The sequence below is a fragment of the Bacillus sp. EB01 genome (genome assembly GCF_000613125.1).
GTDB lineage: Bacteria > Bacillota > Bacilli > Bacillales > Cytobacillaceae > Bacillus_D.
In genome coordinates, this window is the sequence record NZ_HG964497.1 from 2,899,314 (window position 1) to 2,918,356 (window position 19,043).

Genomic DNA, 19,043 nt, shown 5'->3' on the forward strand with positions numbered 1-19,043 from the left:
ATTCACTCCGTTCATATCAGTTTTCCATCTTGTCCTACTATTTAATTGAACCTTTCATTACACCGCTAATAATCCACTTTTGGGCAAAAATATACACAATAATCATTGGGGCAAGTGCCATTAAATAGGATGCGAATGCCAGATTATAGTCAGTACTGAACTGGGATTGGAAGACGTACTGAACCAAAGGAAGTGTAGCCATTTCCCGGTCACTAAGCAGAACAAGCGGCAGCATAAAGTCATTCCAGGCGCCAAGTGCAGTGATAATTGCTACTGTTGCATTCATTGGGGCAAGCAAAGGGAAAATAACCTTCCAAAATACCTTCCATGAACTTGCTCCATCCATGATCGCAGCTTCTTCCAACTCGAGTGGAATGGAACGAATAAAACCAATGTAAATGAAAATATTGAAGGATAGATTAAAGACAATGTATAAAATAATCAAACCGCCCAGATTATCCATACCCCATGCACTTGTTTGTTTAACAAGCGGGAGCATAATAATTGGGAAAGGTATAAACATCGCGCTCAAAAAATAATAGTACAAAGATTTAAAGAACCTTTTGTGCATGTTCCTTGCGATAGCATAAGCAACCAGAGAGTTTGTCAGTACGGTGAAAAATGTGACAACCACGGTTACAACTGCACTATTTTTTAATGCATTGAAAAAGTTCGTCATCTCGATAGCCCTAGTGAAATTATCGAATGACCATGATTTGGGAAGAGCCAACAGGTTTCCTGCCATTTCAGGCGGAGTTTTAAAAGCTATGGTAACCGTTAGATACAATGGAAAAAGAATCACTAATGAGCCTAAGATTAAAAGAATCGTGACGGTCCAGTTTGTCCTTTTTTGAATCATTCGTACTTAGCCTCCCTCTTGTTCAACACTTTGAGTTGGAAGAGCGATATGGCGACAATCACGATAAAGTATATAACAGCATTCGCTGATTGATAAGCGAATTCCCCGCCTTCAAATCCACCTCGATAAATGAGCAGCGAAATCGATTCTGTCGATCTTCCCGGACCTCCTCCAGTCAGTGCGACAATCTGGTCAAACACTTGAAGGAAACCTTTCATAGATAAAACCATATTAATCGTGAAAAATGCAGCGATCATCGGAAACGTGATACTCCAGAACTTTCTCCAGGCACCAGCACCGTCAATACTAGCAGCTTCGTACAAATCCTCAGGAATCGTAACAAGCCCTGCCAAGTAAAGAATGGTACTAAACGCAACAGACTGCCAGACTGCAACCAGAACAATTCCCAGCCAGGCAAGGTCTGGGTCTCCCAGTATATTCCTCGATAGCCAATCCCAGCCGAGAGACTCACCAATTTGTGGCAGCATATGTGCGAAAATAAAGTTAAAGATAAACCCTACAATCAAAATACTTAATATATATGGAAGAAAATAAACAGCCCTCAATGATTTTTGGAATTTAATCTTCGAGTTAAGGCCCATCGCAATCAACAGGCTAATAATATTTACAAGAATCGTTGTAACAATTGCAAATTGGAACGTAAACAGGTAAGCATCCCCTGCCCGGTCATCCTTAAATACATTTAAATAGTTTTTAAGTCCAACAAAGTTCCAGTTTCCGTAACCCTTCCAATCTGTAAAACTATAAAAGATTCCCTGTAAAGCAGGATAAGTATGAAAGATAAAGAAAAGTACACAGGCGGGTACAGCAATTAACAAGTAAAAGTTGCTTTTCTTCATTAAGGTAAACCTCCTTTTTTAAACAAGTGCAGGCGCCTTGGTTATCGCCGTACAAAATGGATGGGCTTCGACTGAGATAAAGGAATCACGAAGAGCGTAAGCGTGTTCGTGCATGACTTATCGTAGGGAGGAGACCTGAAGTTTGCTAGACGATAGGCGCTGGAGCTAGAGGTAGAGAAGGAACAGGGCACCATCACCTACCGATGCCCCGTCTTTCAAATTAACGATTTTGAACCTTTTCCCACTCAGTATCCAATTTCTTCAAGAACTTTTCCTTGTCCTTTTTAGAAACGAATTCCTGAAGGTAGCCGTCCGCTCCCATTCCTGCAGGGTAATAGTGGTCAGGGAAACTTGTAAGCGCGCCTGTTTCAAAGTTTGCTTTAATTCCTTCAAAGACTGGATCTTCCTGGTAAACATCTTGAATGGCAGAGAACGCTTTCTGTTCGTCCGTATACTTCTTCGCTGTTTCTTTATTCATCATGAATTCAATAAATTTAGTCGCTTCTTCTTTGTGTTCAGTGTCCTTATTCATTGTCAGGACAACGTCAACGCCAGATACAAGTTTATTTTGTGCCGGATCGTTTGTGACAGGCATTGGGAATACGCCAAGCTGAATATCAGGATTTGCTTTTTTAATTTCAGGAATAGCCCAGTTCCCTTGAAGGTATAAGACCCCTTTTCCGCTTGCAAACGCATTGTTGCCATCGCCATATGCTACTCCCATGTTATCTTTGTGGCCATAGCTTGTAAGTGTCAACATCTTGTCCGCAACTTCATCATAGCTTTCTACAAAACTAGCATTGCCATTGTTTTTCTTTTCTGCAAATTCTTCTCCGGCAATATTAGCGCCAAGAGAGTTCCAGGCAATCATTCCAGTCCAGGCATCTTTTAATGTAAAGTAAATTGGAATTTCACCAGCTTGCTTAGCTTTATCCAATGCTGCAACAAATTCATCCCAGGTTTTTGGAACTTCAAGGCCAAGCGCATCAAACTTCTCTTTGTTGTAGATGACCGCATTTGCATTCGTAGCATATGGCAATCCATAGGTTCCTTTTTCATCCGGGCCAACCAATCTGCCAATCATATCCACATAGGAAGGCTGGACAGTTTTGAGCAGCTCGGAATCGGAGAAGTCCTCTAGAACCCCTGCCCTTCCCAGTTCTCCATAAGTGGCGTTCCCGCCGATTGCCATCACGTCAGGAAGGTCATTTTTCGTTAAACGGGTTTTAAGAACTGTTTCAGCTTCAGGAGGTGCATCGAGTTTAATTTTAATATCCGGATTTTGTTCTTCGAATTCTTTAATGAAACCTTTATAGGTATTAATGTTTTCAACTTTGTTCGAAAACAATTCAAGAGTAACCTTTCCATCGCTGCTTGCTCCGTCCCCAGAAGAGCAGCCTGCCAAAATGGTTGCGCCGAGTGCAACACTCATAAAACCCATTGCGATTTTGTTCTTTAACATTGTATGTGCCTCCTAATGTTTGGTAGAGTAAACGTTTACGTATACCAGTAAAAAAAACAATTTAAATAAAGAACGTGTCCTCAGTCTAAAGTAAACGTTTACGTAAATGCCCATAAGAAAGAGTAAGCGTTTACGTAAAACGGTATGTAAAGGAAAGGAATCACAGTTCCTTTACACTATTTCGTTCAATAATCGTATGTTCAATAATTTTGCTATCAGGAACCTGGTCTGTTTCCATCATGTCCAGCAGCATCTTTCCGGCAAGCTCACCCATTTTAATGAATGGCTGGTGAATCGTAGTTAGCGGTGGAACTGACATGCTTGCGAGATTAATATCATCGTACCCGATAATTGAAATGTCTTCCGGTACTTTTTTTCCAAGAATATTGGCTATTGAAATTGCTCCAATTGCGATCTCATCACTTGCAGCAAAAATGGCTGTGACATCAGGTACCTGATTTAACATATCCCGCATCCCGGTTATCCCCCTGTCAAATCCAAAGCCGCCTGTATTAACGATATGATTTTCATCAAAAGGAATATGATTGTCCTTCATGGCTTGAATAAAACCTTCAATCCTTGGTTTACCTGCGATGATATCTTCACTGTTGCCGCTGATCATTCCGATGTTTCTATGTCCTTTTTGAATCAAATACTCTGTTGCTGAATAAGCTGCTTGGAAATCATCAACCTTAACATAGGGAACCGGTAATGAATCAGATTTAGTCGATAGCAGCACAAGTGGTACATTCATTTTTTCGATAACCTGATAGTATTCCTTAAGTAAAACTTCGCTTGTGAAAATAATTCCGTCTACACGCTTTTCCCCTAATAGCCGGAGATACTTCATCGTCTTCTCGGCATCGGATTCTGTGTGGCATACAATGACACTCGATCCTTGGTCACTGGCTGCCTTTTCAATTCCTCTTAACAAGTCTGTCACCAAGGAGCCTCCCAAGGATGGAAATAAAACTCCGATTGTATGAGTCTTGTTATTGATTAAGCCTCTAGCAACAGCATTCGGTTGATATCCAAGATCTTCAATCACTTGAAGGACCTTTTGCTTTGTTTTCGCAGAATAACCAGGCTGGCCATTCAATATTCGGGAGACGGTTGCAATAGATACATTTGCCTTTTTTGCCACATCTTTAATTGTATAAGCCATAAAGGCCATTTCCCACCTTCTTCATTCTAGTACGCTCTAACGAAAACGTTTACGTAATTAAAATACCATACAATGAAAACCTTTTCAATAGTTAAAAATTATGGGAAATTTTTCACCCAAATACTTTTCCTTACAATAAACCTCGTATTTTAAATGTATTTCGTTCAGTCTTCTTTCAACTCACTAAAGTAATTTCCAGCGAATTTCCATGGTTTATGAACATCCTGATTGACCTCCCATCTTTCGTTTGGACCTCCTTCACCATTTATTATTGAGTGGTCCCCCCTATCTTTTCTTAGGCCAATTCACACAGTATTTGTCGATTTAGAAGATTATGTATTTTGCGGGATTCGGTAGATAAATAGTCAAATGTCTAAAAAACCTATCAATCTCAGTGATATCTTTCCTGCCCACATAAAGATTGGTTATGTCTGCTGTTATGACAGTATTTGTCGAAATTCCCTCTGCAATAAAAGTATAAATAAAAATGCCTTTCACTTCCCTTCTCCAGATAAAACCATAGATGCATCTTCATACCTCCGTATTTAAATTTTATTATTTGCTAGATTACAATAGTATTTCCATGTTGGGAAAATCTTACCAATAATGGATTAGGTTGTATTTTTATAGATTGTTTATGCATTAAGATTCCGATACGCTAAAGAGGAAAGGAGGACAGTCTAGAACTATATACATTTTATTGGATATTGTATTCACTAATTTAAGAGGGAGTTGGAATGTATTGGTCAAAAGTAAACGATTGCGGAAATGGGTTTCACTATGCCTAATATTCATTCTTACACTAACACTCACTGCCCCTGCCTTTGCTACAGGAAGTACTTCCAAAAATCAAGTTGATATGAAAACAAACGCCCCCCAATTAGCCGCTGACAAAATTGCTTCTAAACTAGCAAAACAATTTGAAGATGATGAATACGTCACCTACCTCATTAAGATGAAAGATCAAGCGGATGTGAATGCTGTTTCGAAAAAAGCCCACCAAGCCTCGGCAAAGAAAAAAGAAACTCCAGCCGCTGCCAAGCTATCCATGCGTAATGCTGTTGTTTCGTCACTTCGGGAAACAGCATCCCGTACACAATATGGTTTGGATAAATACTTAGAAAACATGAAATCCAAAGGAGAAGTAAAAAGCTACGAAAGCTTCTTTATCGTAAACGCAATGGCTGTTACGAGTACAAAAGAAGTAATGGAGAAGATTGCTTTACGTGCTGAGGTAGAAAAACTTCTGCCCAACGAAGAGCGCTTCCTTAATAAAGCAGAAAAATCACCGGAAGGCGCGATGTTAGAAGCAGATATCCAGCCTAATAATATTGAGTGGAACATCAATAAGGTCGATGCTCCTGGAGCCTGGGAGATGGGAATCGATGGAACTGGCATAGTCGTTGCAAATCTTGATTCAGGTGTCGAACTGAATCACCCTGCTCTGCAGCGCAAATGGCGCGGCTACGACGCGAACGGCAATGTCGTCGATCCAGAACTCAGCTGGTACGACCCACACAGTGGCGCCTCAATGCCAGCCGATACGGATGGCCACGGAACACATACAATGGGCACAATGGTTGGTTCAGAAGCAAACGGTTCGAACCAAATTGGAGTTGCACCTGGCGCGAAATGGATTGCAGTCCGGATTTTCAATCCATCCACGACTGATAACATTATTTTGCGCGGCGCTCAATGGCTGATTGCTCCGGTTGATAGCGAAGGCAATCTCCACCCGGAAATGGCACCAGACGTTGTGAACAACTCATGGGGCGGCGGCCCTGGCCTTGACGAGTGGTTCCGCCCAATGGTTCAGGCATGGCGTGCTGCACAAATTTTCCCTGAGTTTTCAGCAGGAAACGTTCGCACCGGTAACCCAGGTGGTCCTGGCTCTGTAGCGAATCCTGCCAACTATCCGGAATCCTTTGCAACAGGAGCAACAGATATCAACAATCAATTGGCTTCCTTCTCACTCGAGGGCCCGTCTCCTTATGGTGAAATTAAGCCTGAAGTAGCGGCACCAGGAGTAAATGTCCGCTCTTCTGTACCAGGCGGGGGCTATGAAGGCGGATGGAACGGGACATCGATGGCGGGTCCGCATACGACGGCACTTGCCGCTTTGCTCCTTCAAGTAAACTCGTCTCTCACGGTTGACCAACTGGAAGAAATAATCCAATCAACATCAATACCATTAACAGATGCTGAGTATCCGACAAGCCCGAACAACGGGTACGGAAGTGGTTTAATCAATGCCGCTGATGCAGTCGGTTCCATTCTGAGCGGACTTGGTTCAGTATCCGGCCGGGTCGCAACCGCCGGCGATGACTTTGAAAAGCCGGTTCTCGAGCACACACCTGTAACACAGGCCTACACAGGATTGGATATTCCAATTTCTGCCCGTGTATCGGATAATATCGGCGTCGTTACAGTAGAAGCGTATGCCCGGGTAAAAGGCAGTACCCACTGGACGTTCATTCCTATGGAACGGAAATCTGGTGATTACAAAAACGGTGTGTACGAAGGAAATATTCCGTACTTCCTTGTTGATACTCAAGGTACGGAATACTACATCCGTGTAAACGACTACGGCAATAACGGTTTTGAAACAAATAAATATTCAATTGAAGTTTCCAACGGCGTGAAGCCAGGTTACACGCAGGACTTCGAAACGAACATTCTCGGCTTTACAACGGGTGGAACGAATAACACCTGGGAATGGGGTGTTCCTGTCGGCGGCCCTGGTTCCGCAGCTTCCGGTGAAAAGCTGATTGCAACCAACGTAGACGGACCGTATTCTAACAATTCCAACTCCTACATGATGATGCCTCCAATTGATCTTTTGGACAGTAATGAGGGTGCTCTTCTCTCCTTCAAGCACTGGTTCAACCTGGAGACCAATTTTGACAGAGGCGTTGTGTATGCAGCGGCAGAATCCACTAATTATCAATTTGTCCCACTAGCCCAGTTCACAGGGGCAAGCAATGGCTGGAAAAATCAAATGGTTGACCTTACCCAATTTGCAGGGGAACAAGTATATGTCATTTTCAACCTGCATAGTGATGGGTCTCAAGCACGGGATGGTTGGTATATCGACGATGTGTCACTTATTGGTGCGGATGATGTTGCACCTGCTGTTCCTGCCAACTTAACTGCGCAAGCAAATTCACTTGGAATTGTATCGCTTAACTGGTCAGCAACAGCTGATGCCGATTTGAAAGAATACATGGTTTATCGCTCATCCGTTTCCGGTGAAGGCTATGAGCAAATCGGAACGACTACAGCTAACAGCTTTACAGATTCCAACACCGCTAATGATGAAACCTATTACTATGTCGTCACCGCAAAAGATTACTTTGGAAACGTAAGTGGACACTCTAACGAAGCGTCTGTAACTGTTACTGCTCCAGTAACGGTGTACAGCGATAACTTTGATGGAGAAACCGATAATGGCTGGACGCATTCTGGTACGCGTGATGAATGGGAGCGCGGCACTCCTTCCGGAACCGTTGCACCTATCCCTCCATCCGCTCCAAATGTATGGGGAACAGATCTAGACGGAAATTATGAGAGCAGCAGCAATTTCTCACTCGTCTCTCCAGTCATCGACCTAACGCAAACAACAAACGCAACACTTGCCTTCGCTCACTGGTATGAGCTTGAGACAAACTACGATAAAGGCTTCGTCGAAATTACCAAGGATGGCGGAACAACCTGGACCCAGCTCGGGCTCTTCAGCCACTCAACAAACGGCAAAAACTGGTCTACCGTGACGTATGATTTAGGAGCTTACGCCGGCCATGAGGTCCAAGTACGATACCGCGTTACGTCTGATGGAAGTGTCGTAAAGCTAGGCTGGTATATCGATAACTTTGCTGTATTGGCAGCGGCTTCACCGCAAGGTTCTGCAAAAGCAGATGACATTCAGGAAGTAGAAAAACCGAAAGCAGTTTATGGTGAACCAGCAGTAAAACTGTCCAGGACAGAAAAGGATGCTATGCCAAATACAAAGGAAACTCAAGGCGGAGTTGGGCTGCAAAGCTTGCCTGCCAATGCGACAGTGACTGTTCTGGAAACCGGTCGTTCTACTAGAACCGACGCCAGCAACGGAAATTTCAGCATGATCCATGTAGCCGGTGACTATACGCTTCGTGCAGAAGCATACGGATTTTATCCACAAACCCGTGCAATCACAATTGTTGATGGCAGAGATACATCGGCCAACTTTACACTTGAACCGATCCCACATGGTACGATTACGGGCGTGGTGACAGACGAAAGATCACATGCACCAATCGCAGGCGCGACTGTAATGGTATTGGAAGATGCCCGGATTACACCAGTCACAACTGATGAAAACGGCGCATTCTCGCTTGAGGTATTGGAAGGCACCTATACTTTAGCGGTTTCCGCCGATCAATACTACAATAAAAATTCAATTGTCACCGTTAAAGGGAATGGTTCAGCTGAAGCAAATGTAGCGTTGAAACCATTTATCGGATTTGAAGGAACCATCGGCTATGACGACGGTACAGCGGAAAATGCCCGTGCCTGGAACGCAGCAGGAAATGCGTGGGCTGTTAAGATGACGCCTGAAAATGGAGCGGCGCAAGTAACCGGCGCAATGTTCCGCTTCTGGGATACAGAATGGCCAGTACCAGGGGGCACAGCATTCCAATATGCGATTTATGATGCGACTGGTGCAAATGGTGCACCTGGCCGATTACTGGCGGGACCGCTAAACGGCACGGCCAAGCGTGATGGCACCTGGACATCAGTGAGCTTCCAGGAACCTGTTATGGTCGAAGGTGATTTCTACGTTGTCTATATCCAGTCATTCGCGAATCCTAACACACCGGGATTAGCAACTGATGAAGACGGCAAGAACGCTCTGCGCAGCTGGCAACGAGTCAGCGGTGCCTGGAGCCAGTCTCCTGCTGCCGAGGGCAACTACATGATTCGCGCGGTTGTTCAATACCCTGTTACCGCACCTGTTATTACGTCTCCTGCAGACGGCTCCTTCACAAAGGATGAAACGGTGACGGTAAAAGGAACTTCTCAAGCAAACGGTGCTACTGTAAAGCTGTACAATGGTACAGAAGAAGTTGGCACTGGAACAGTTGAAAACGGAAAGTTCAGTATCGAAACAACATTAAATACAGGAGCAAATGCATTAACCGCTGAAGCTGTTGTAAACGGAAAGATCACAGACCGCTCTGAGCCAGTCAACGTGACCCTGGATCAAACTGCGCCTGTTCTCAACGTCACAGCACCAGTTCAGGATCATAAAACAAATGTTGAAATGGTATATGTAAAAGGGACTACAAGTGATGAGAATCTTGCAACCTTAACAGTGAACGGGCAATCCGTAAACGTTAATTCTGATGGAAGCTTCTCGCACAAAATACTCTTAGATGGCGGTGCAAATACAATTACGATAGTTTCTACTGACCGTGCGGGCAATGCAACGACAATTACCCGTAATGTAGTAGTCGACATTAGCGCCCCTGAAATTACAAACATCACACCAGCCAGCGATGTTCGCATTAAACCGGGTGAAAACGTAAATGTGTCCTTCGACAGTGAAGAAGGACTCAACGCTTCCTTCCGTATCGAATTGCCATTAATGGTTTCTGGCGGAAACAATGAAATAACCATGACCGAAACGTCTCCGGGCCATTATGAAGGAACGTATAAGACTCCTGACACGCTTAAAATTGAAGGCGGCGTGATTGTCATCAAGGCATCCGATCAGGCCGGCAACAAGGTCGAAGCTGCAGCGCCAGGAAAGCTTTACGTAGTCCAACCTCCGGCAGAAAACAAAGCACCAATCGCTGTCATCAGCGGTGATGCTACAGCTAAGCAGAAGAAGGTTACAACATTTGACGGTTCGGGGTCCAGTGATCCGGATGGAAAAATCGTTAAGTATGAGTGGAACTTCGGCGATGGTACAACCGGTTCCGGTGCAACTGTCCAGCACAAATTTAATGCTAGAGGAACCTACACGGTAACGTTAACTGTTACTGACGACAAAGGCGCAACCAATTCAACAACGCACACGATTAAAGTAAATTAATTAAAAGTTTACTCCATCGGGCTCCCTGAGAAATCAGGGGGCTTGTTTTAGATTAAATAACTCCAATTCCGATATTCCAATCTGGAGAGAACAATCAATAGGAGTACTTCAAATATGGCAAGCCTGTTAGAATATCAAATAATTAATATCATTTAAATACAATGAAAAGACCAACAGTAAACTGTGTTGGTCTTGTTTTGCAATTCTATTCAACTTTACATTGGGTGTACCTGAGCAAAATCGGTCTTACCTGTTTTGTTTAAAGTACAGCTGTTCACAAACTTAGGAAGGATGCTTGCTGCCACGTTTGTTCAATAGGAAATGTAAAAAAGCGTTAATTCTTTTTGTATCAAAATAAGAAAAGCCACTTTAAGTGGCAAAATGGATCTTTAAGTAAAGTTCTCATTGCGTTTGTTTCATATACTCAATCGTCTGCCTTAGACCTTCACGATAGGAGGTACGAGGGATTGGACCAATAAAATTTTCATACTTTTCACCATTTAGTACAATTGGTTCTTCATTCAAGTAAAACATCTCAACCACTTCACGCATTTGGCGATTAAAAAGGCCCAAAAATCGAATCATATTCTTCGAAACAGTAGATACGCCTTTTTGATACCCAGTTATTTCTCGGACCGTTTCGACTATTTCATCTCCCGAAATGGTGCCAAAGCCAGGTATATTCCAACTTTGTCCGTATGCCTTCTCTTGAAGGGACAAACTAACTATTGCCTTGGCGCCGTCTGGTGTATAGATAAATTCCCTGGAAATGCTTTGGTTACCCACAAATCTGGAATTTTTATCTTTCACTATATTTAACAGGGTATAATTCAAAATCGTGTTTTCTGCATTGGGTCCATAAAAATCAGGAAAATGTGCAATTAGTGCAGGAACCTTTGATTTCTTGACCAAGTTTTCAACTTCCAGGCGAATGCGTCCTTTTTTCGTATGCGGATTTTTAACTGTTGTTTCACTCGTTTTTTCCCCTACGCTCCTTCCGTAGGCATAAATATTATCAACGATCGCCAGCTTGGAGGAATGCTTCTCGGCGGTTTGAAGAATATTAGACATCATTATCGGAAGTTTCTCCTCCCATTCAACATAAGGAATGTTGGCAGATTGAAAAATAGTGTCCACGCCATTAGCCGCCCCGTCTAAATCGTCTATACGAAATACATCTCCTGTATATATTGTTATATTGGCATCGTCCGCAAACAGTTTTTCCAATTTTTCACGAGTACGTGCGAACGCTGTTACCATTATTCCTTTACTCGATAATTCCTTAACAATGGAATAACCCATACCTCCTGAAGCCCCTAATACCAAAGCTTTTTGCATAACTATTCCCTCCCTTTATTAACCACTGGTCAAATTATTTTAAAAAAATTAATCAACTAATCGCATCAAAAATTTCGCATGAGAATCGGCCAAATCTTTTACCTCTTCATAGGTAGTAACATGGCGGCAATAATGTGTGACAAAGCCATGCAGCGATAAAAAAATGCTGTATATATTTTGAAGAGAAATGTTTTTATCACATAAATCGAAAATGCATTGTGCAAATTTCTCATAGCTTTTATTTGGACCTTGATTGATAAAATTTCTTACTTCCTCATCTTTTATCAAGAACATAATTTCATAATGGCTTTGGTGTGTAAGGCCAAATTTAATGAAGCCTAGAAGGATATTCCTTAGTTTTTCCTTATTTTCAATCTCTTGATGCATGACTTCATCCAGTATTTGATCCAGCATGGAAAAATGGTCTTCCACTAATGCAAAAAACAACTCAGCTTTATTTTTAAAATGATAATAAAGTGCACCATGACTGTAATCTAATTCTTTTGCTATTTGTCTCATAGATACATGCTGATATCCTCTTTCCACAAATAGGTCTCTTGCAGCTTCCATAATCATTTCTCTTGTTAGTTCTTGTTGGACAGTCTTTCTTGGCGACATGATTACCTCCTTATTGACCACTGTTCAATTTAAAGTATATTTCATAAATTTTCCATTGTCAACTATAAAAAAGTATTACTTCAATCTCGGTTCTGTGCCCTTTTATTCAACAATCTAGACCGATTGTTAAATAAAAGGACAGATCGCCCCATTTGTTGAATAAGCGGGAATACCTAAAAAGGATAAAAATCCCCTGTATCAAGACAAATTTTATATTCCATTGGAAAACTTATTTGTTCCACCATTTGTCCGTCTGTAATTTTTCTGGTATTTCTTGCTCGAAAGGGTTGTTATAACCTAACTCTTCAAGAGTATCGAACCACAAATCTCTTTTTGACAACGGGAGCTTCTTGCCACACCATGGACAGTAAGAAATTACTATTAATGAGGATCCTCCATCATGTATGATTACTCCATATTCATCAAACTTGGCACTATAATGGATTAAATGATCAGGACATTGAAAAGGATCTTCATGAAATTCGCAAGCAAAATTTGCCCAATAAGTCATATCTCCGCAGCAATGTTTAACCATAAAGTATCCCCTTTTCTTTAGGAATCCCGCTTCTATTCTTCAACCTGTCCCTTTAGCTGAATGGACAATAATTTATCTGCAACTTCTTTTGGTCTCACTTCTATTATTCGGAGTTTATTAATATCCACCCAAATCGGCTGATAGGTACCTAGTTCCATGCTTGCATTAGAGTATTCTTCCCCTTGCCCATTACCTATGGTGCCATCAATAATATCGCATAAGAAGAAATATTGTGTACCGTTATACACAACCTCGGCAAAGCATTCCTTAACTTCTATATTTACACCTAATTCTTCAAGAGCTTCCCTTTTTGTTGCCTCTTCAGGCGTTTCCCCTTCTTCAATTCCGCCGCCAGGAAAAACGAAATAAGTAAGTTCTCCCCTAACCCTCTTAATCAACACAACTTGATTGTCTTTTACCAAGATGGCAGATCCCCTGTTTCTCATAAAAACTCCTTTGTATATGTATTCTTTATTTTCTAACCTCACGTTTGTTCAATAATGAAAGTTAGTTCCTTTTTAAACTAAGCCTGTCCACGGAAACTCATTAAAGATTTCTGCAAAAAGGTACTATACTCCTTTTTGAAAACAAACTCCGTTATAAAAAGTCTTAATGACACAAAAAAAGACAGCGGATAGCTGCCTTTACTAATGAGATTTGATTACAAATTTTTAATACATTACTATTCCTTTAAAAGTGAACCCTCTACGCCCAATATCCAATCGCTAATGTTTGAACGTAGAGGGCTTAAATCTTTAATTATCTCGGTCAAAAGAGGACCCCATCGAAGGGAACATTTCATTTGATTCCTGGGAAACATAAATGGTACGGGTAGGAAAGGCAACTGCCACTCCCTCTTCCTCTAATATCCCCATGATCGCCAGGTTGACTTCGTGTTTAATTTTGACATGTTCTCCCCAATCCGTTGTCGTTGTGAAGAAATAGATCAGTATATCAAGACCGCTATCCCCATAATGGTCAAAAGCCACCATAATCGTATCCGGGTGGATATCGTCACGATTGTTCAATAGCTGGTCAATCTTTTTAACTACCTTTTGAATTTGGTCCTTGTTGGTCAAATAATTGAGTCCTAAATTAAAATTAACTCGTCTTTTTCCCATCCGGCTCCAATTTGTAATCGCCTCGTTTGCCAGTGTTGCATTCGGTACCGTAACCAGCGCCTGGCTGAACGTACGAACTTTCGTGCTTCGGAAATTAATATCTTCTACCGTCCCTTCAACACTTGGCGTATAAATCCAATCCCCTATTGAAAAAGGTTTTTCCGTAACGATGACGACCCCGCCGATAATATTTCCTACCGCTTCTTTTGCGGCCAAAGCAAATGCCAGCCCGCCTAATCCAAGCCCGGCGACCAGCCCGTTTACGTCATAATCGAATTCCTGTCCAATAATGCTGATGCTGATTGCAACCAGGATAACGCGGATCGTTCTCGATAGAAACGGCAGAAGAATCAAATCAATTCGATTGTTCATCCTCTGATTCAAACTGATTAAAATACCTGTAGTAGGAGACGACAAATTAAAAAATCCCCATGTTATTAAAACTATCACCATCGAACGCAGAAACTTCAAAAACAACTCATTATGCTGTTCGATGAACGGAAAATAATCCATGGAGACATACAAACCAACAATAATAAACGCCCAGCTTAAAGGCTTCTCAAAGCTTAAGCAGATTTGAGTTAAGAATTCAGTCGGCGTTTTTTTGGTCAATTTTATAATTAACTGAAATACATACTTCGTAAACAGGTTTCGAAATAGAATAAATGCAACCAATATCCCTATTGAAATCCCTAGGTCTTTTAAAATATTTTCATCCAGACCCATGAATGAAAAAGCCATAGCAAATGATGAAATAAACGACATGTTGTGTACCCTTCTTTCTTGATGCGTATACTTTACTAGCAATCTTACTTTAGATTGAGAAGTTCCAATGAAAATACAGCCCACAAATTTCATCTTATGAACCGATACATCCTCATATGATAACATTTGGACAAGATTTTTAAATAGAACGATAGTCGCGGGTTTTAGGTAGTTATTGGATCTACTGAAAGCATATAACATTATATTAAAATAATGCTAGCGATTCTTTAGGGAGGTTATATCATAGTATAGGAGTAAAATAATACAAAAAAAAAACTCCCCTTTAAGTAAACAGTTTATTTTTTGATCTGCCTACTTAAAGGGGAACATATTATTTTTAGGCTCGGAACATTTAAACTACTATGATATAATCATAAAAATTATTATTTAGCTGGTCGTTATCAATAGAGAAAGGAAGAATCAGATGGATAGCTTGCTAACATACATATTAATTGTTGCTATGATGGTTATTATACCAGGCGCAGACACTATGCTCCTGGTGAAAAATACACTTAGTTATGGTCCGAAGGCTGGACGTTATACAGTTCTTGGAATGGCAGCGGGACTATCTTTTTGGACAATTATTGCTATCCTTGGGTTAGCTGTTGTTGTTGCAAAGTCCATGATCCTTTTCAATACCATCAAGTATTTGGGTGCCGCATACTTAATTTATTTAGGAGTCAAAAGTTTTTTTGCTAAAAGCACATTCTCTTTAGAAGAGATTAAAGCTCATGCAAATACACCTATAGATAATTCAGAAAGGCATAATAAAAGTTCATTTATGCAGGCGTTACTTAGTAATATTCTTAATCCTAAGACTGTTTTAGTTTATATAACAATCATGCCGCAATTTATCAATTTAAATGAAAATGTAAACCAGCAATTGATTGTATTAGCTCTAATCCTAACTCTACTCGCTGTCTTGTGGTTTTTATTTCTTGTTAATCTAATTGATTACGCAAAAAAATGGTTGAATAACTCCAGATTCCAGAAGGCGTTCCAAAAATCAACTGGATTAATATTAGTAGGTTTTGGCATAAAAACTGGAATCTAATTTAATTTCTAAACACCGTTCAGAATGTTGAACGGTGTTTTCTATTGAGCATACGTTTATTTCTGGCGGTCTAATAATTTCCTTGTTCAATTGCCCTTTAGCACCAAGTACCGTCTTAATATTTAATACGATTACCATAATGGACGTGCCAATGCATATGTTTGTTGCTTTGGTACTCACCTATATTGGTGGATACGGTACAGGCACCGTATTTGTCGTTTACTTGTTTTGATACCTTCTGGATTACGGAAAATAGATCGTTAAAGATATCTTTATCTTCTGGTTTAACATCAATTAGTGAAGGAATGTGTTTCTTCGGGATTACAACGATATGCACATCATAAAAAGGACGAGTATGGTAAAAAGCAAGAGTATCGTCAGTTTCCCAAACTTTTTCAACTGCTGTCTTACCACTCAAGACTTCATCGCAATAAAAATCCTCAACACCGTTAGCCATACGAAACAACCCCCATGTTTAAAAGCTAATTTACTTATACGACAACTTCGCCCTAATTCCTTCCTACAACAATATCTAAAAATAATATTTGGAAATTTACTCCTTTTTGTTTCAGTCATCCAATCTTTTCTACTATTATAGAAAAAAGGATATTTTTTGTAAGATAAAAAATACAAATTAAAGGAGGATAACGATGGACGAAATCGTTTCAGCATTTCAAGACCTTCCCACAACATGCATTTCTGACACAATGGACGGGTTAAATAATATGGATCCGTTAATTAAACCGTTAAAAGAGGAATACAGGATTGCAGGGCGTGCCTATACGGTAAAAATGCCTGTTGGGGATAATCAATGCGTTTTACGCGCAATTCGCGAGGCGAAACCAGGAGATATTATTGTTGTCGATGCCAAAGGCGATACCTACCGGACTATCGCAGGGGATTTCATCCTCGGGCTTGCGCAAACATTAGGTATTAAGGGTATTGTAACCGATGGTGTAATCCGTGACATTATCGGAGTCAAAAAGCTTAATTTTCCAGTATTCTGCAAAGGTACAACCGTTGCAGCAAGCGCTAAAGGCGGCTGGGGTGAAGTAAACGTGCCAATATCTTGTGGCGGAACCGCTGTTACCCCAGGAGACATCGTTGTCGCAGATGCTGATGGAGTTGTCGTAGTTCCAAAGGCAATTGAAGAAGAAGTTTTAAGAAAAGCGAAACTAAAACTGGTAAAGGACCAAGAAAGAGAAGAACAAGTATCCGGTAAGCCTGAAGAAGTAATTCGTTATTTAGATCATATGTTAAATAAATAATCAATTTCCAAAAAGAAGAATGAATTCATTTAGTTCTCTTTTTGTTTTATCCATCCTAATGAGAACGATAAAAATGCCCTGTCAGCAATTCAGTGACAGGGCCTTCTATAATCTTAATACTTTCCAATTTCATTTTCGTTCAAATCAATCTCGTTTCGGGCGACAGCTGCTTGGGCCAAAGCATTTCCAACTTCTTGCTGTGGCAGATGCCCTATACTCTTTTGCTCAGGGCCTAACTTATTTATTGTGTTTTTCAGCTTAAACTGCCCTACTTTGCTTCTCAGTGCTTCTGCCTGATTGGACAACTGCTCACTTGCAACCGCACCCTGTTCCGATGTGGCAGAGTTGGACTGAATAACCTGTGACACCTGCATGATCCCCTGGTTAATTTGTGAGATGCCAATCGATTGTTCATTCGAAGCAACGGAGATATCATGAATATGTGTTGCCACCTTGGCTATATCTTCTAGAATCTTCTCAAGTGCCGTTGCCGTCTCGTCGGCAATCTTCATCCCACCATCCGCCTTCCGGATTGAGCCTTCTATCAATTCTGACGTTTCTTTAGCCGCTTTAGCTGATCTTGCGGCAAGGCTTCGTACTTCATCAGCAACTACAGCAAAGCCTTTTCCATGCTGCCCGGCCCTTGCCGCTTCAACTGCTGCATTTAGAGCGAGTATATTTGTCTGAAAGGCAATTTCATCGATCACTTTAATGATTTTAAAAATGCTTTCGGAAGATTCATGGATATCGTCCATTGCCTTTAGCATTTCATTCATACGGGTATTACCCTCTTCGGCACTCTGCCTGGTTATTTCCGCTAACCTGTTAGCCTCGCTGGCATGGTCAGCATTATGTTTTGTCTGAGCAGAGATTTCTTCAACGGTAGCCGACAATTGTTCAACTGAACTTGCTTGTTCGGTCGCGCCTTGCGATAAAGAAATGCTTGATTCTGATATTTGTCTGGAACCAGATGCAACCTGGTCAGCGGCGGTTTGGATTTCTAACATAGTCTGATTCAGGTTATTGGACATTTTACGAAAAGCACTTGCCAAGGCGCCAATCTCATCTTTAGTATTAATCGAGATTTGTACATCCAAGTTGCCTTCCGCAATCTGTTCAGCTGTTTCAACCATTTTTTCAATAGGCTTCCTGATGTTGCGTATAATGAAAATTGCCATAATAACACCGAGCAAAAAGGCAATAACTGCAGCCGAAATAATATAAATAACAATTTGGCCTGTTTGCGCTCTTAACTCATTTGTTAGCTTTTTACCCTCTTCACTTTTTAATTGTAACGCTACATCGAAATAGTGGCCTATTTCATTCGCGGCCTGGATTCCCTCGGTATTATTCAAATCACGTGCTTCATTGTTCTTGTTCTCTAAAACGAGGCCAACCACTTCAATTCTGATCATATCGTAATCTTTGAAAGTTTCAGTCAGTGAATTAAACGTATCACTCATTTCCTCGCCTTCAATGCTGCTTCCAACTGCTGTTAAGTTACGATCTATCTCTTCGCTTAAATCTTGAATTCTTGCGATTGTTTTTTCTTTCTCTTGTTTATCTTCTGTTATAAACAATTCCATAACTGCAGCTTTCAAATCATTGAAATTGTTATTTGCGCGCCCCATATCCGCAGTTGCGATTCCGTAAGCATCGTATAGATGATTATAATCAGATTCCGAGTGTTTAAGACTAATAACGCCAATTGCACTCACAACAACCGTAAAGAAATAAAGTGTCACGAAAGCCCAGATTAACTTCCAGCGAATTTTCAAATTCAAATACCATTTCATCATATTTCCCCTTACTTTACATTTGTTTTTAACAACTTCCCATTTTAATATCCGTTACATGGTCCATATATTATCTTTATTTTTCAAATATCGGATATCTCCAAAGAAAGTTTAAAATGTGGATAAAAC

The 19,043-nt window shown here is 41.0% G+C and carries 14 protein-coding genes; 3 read left to right on the forward strand and 11 right to left on the reverse strand.

Annotated features, from left to right (window positions below; genetic code table 11):
• Positions 1-37: 37 nt before the first annotated feature.
• From TY16_RS13325 to TY16_RS13340, 4 genes are all read right to left on the reverse strand, one after another.
• Entirely contained in the window at positions 38-856 is an 819-nt protein-coding gene (locus TY16_RS13325; protein WP_043934717.1) for a carbohydrate ABC transporter permease, read from the reverse strand.
• Positions 856-1,719 carry a carbohydrate ABC transporter permease gene (locus TY16_RS13330; RefSeq protein ID WP_043932393.1) on the reverse strand — a complete coding sequence of 288 codons (864 nt, stop codon included), beginning with the start codon at positions 1,717-1,719 and terminating at the stop codon, positions 856-858. Before TY16_RS13330 ends, TY16_RS13325 begins: the two co-directional genes overlap by 1 nt.
• Before the next feature lie 220 nt (positions 1,720-1,939).
• Complete coding sequence (locus tag TY16_RS13335; RefSeq protein ID WP_043932394.1) at positions 1,940-3,181, reverse strand: ABC transporter substrate-binding protein; 1,242 nt, start codon at positions 3,179-3,181, stop codon at positions 1,940-1,942.
• 160 nt (positions 3,182-3,341) lie between these two features.
• Positions 3,342-4,346 (reverse strand): LacI family DNA-binding transcriptional regulator, encoded by a 1,005-nt coding sequence (locus TY16_RS13340; protein ID WP_043934718.1) that lies wholly within the window; start codon positions 4,344-4,346, stop codon positions 3,342-3,344.
• 742 nt (positions 4,347-5,088) lie between these two features.
• On the opposite strand from TY16_RS13340, the gene TY16_RS13345 reads away from it, so the two are divergent.
• Positions 5,089-10,419, forward strand: coding sequence for a S8 family serine peptidase (locus tag TY16_RS13345; protein ID WP_043934719.1), 5,331 nt, complete (start codon positions 5,089-5,091; stop codon positions 10,417-10,419).
• Positions 10,420-10,821: 402 nt separating this feature from the next.
• Here TY16_RS13345 and TY16_RS13350 read toward each other — a convergent pair whose 3' ends face one another.
• The 5 genes from TY16_RS13350 to TY16_RS13370 form a co-directional block, all read right to left on the reverse strand.
• A complete protein-coding gene (locus tag TY16_RS13350) occupies positions 10,822-11,757 on the reverse strand; it encodes an SDR family NAD(P)-dependent oxidoreductase (RefSeq protein WP_043932395.1) in 936 nt (311 codons plus the stop codon).
• A gap of 48 nt (positions 11,758-11,805) precedes the next feature.
• Positions 11,806-12,375 (reverse strand): TetR/AcrR family transcriptional regulator, encoded by a 570-nt coding sequence (locus TY16_RS13355; RefSeq protein ID WP_043932396.1) that lies wholly within the window; start codon positions 12,373-12,375, stop codon positions 11,806-11,808.
• A gap of 229 nt (positions 12,376-12,604) precedes the next feature.
• Positions 12,605-12,910: a DUF6980 family protein gene (locus tag TY16_RS13360; RefSeq protein ID WP_043932397.1), complete on the reverse strand. Its 306-nt coding sequence runs from the start codon at positions 12,908-12,910 to the stop codon at positions 12,605-12,607.
• Between the two features lie 32 nt (positions 12,911-12,942).
• Entirely contained in the window at positions 12,943-13,356 is a 414-nt protein-coding gene (locus tag TY16_RS13365) for an NUDIX hydrolase (protein ID WP_043932398.1), read from the reverse strand.
• A gap of 309 nt (positions 13,357-13,665) precedes the next feature.
• Positions 13,666-14,796: a mechanosensitive ion channel family protein gene (locus TY16_RS13370; RefSeq protein ID WP_231505612.1), complete on the reverse strand. Its 1,131-nt coding sequence runs from the start codon at positions 14,794-14,796 to the stop codon at positions 13,666-13,668.
• Between the two features lie 424 nt (positions 14,797-15,220).
• On the opposite strand from TY16_RS13370, the gene TY16_RS13375 reads away from it, so the two are divergent.
• Positions 15,221-15,850 (forward strand): homoserine/threonine efflux transporter, encoded by a 630-nt coding sequence (locus TY16_RS13375; protein WP_043932399.1) that lies wholly within the window; start codon positions 15,221-15,223, stop codon positions 15,848-15,850.
• Positions 15,851-15,965: 115 nt separating this feature from the next.
• Here TY16_RS13375 and TY16_RS13380 read toward each other — a convergent pair whose 3' ends face one another.
• Positions 15,966-16,307: an HIT family protein gene (locus tag TY16_RS13380; RefSeq protein ID WP_043932400.1), complete on the reverse strand. Its 342-nt coding sequence runs from the start codon at positions 16,305-16,307 to the stop codon at positions 15,966-15,968.
• Between the two features lie 193 nt (positions 16,308-16,500).
• Here TY16_RS13380 and TY16_RS13385 point away from each other — a divergent pair, with 193 nt between their 5' ends.
• Positions 16,501-17,118, forward strand: coding sequence for an RraA family protein (locus TY16_RS13385; RefSeq protein ID WP_043932401.1), 618 nt, complete (start codon positions 16,501-16,503; stop codon positions 17,116-17,118).
• 113 nt (positions 17,119-17,231) lie between these two features.
• Here TY16_RS13385 and TY16_RS13390 read toward each other — a convergent pair whose 3' ends face one another.
• Entirely contained in the window at positions 17,232-18,914 is a 1,683-nt protein-coding gene (locus TY16_RS13390; RefSeq protein ID WP_043932402.1) for a methyl-accepting chemotaxis protein, read from the reverse strand.
• Between the last annotated feature and the right edge of the window lie 129 nt (positions 18,915-19,043).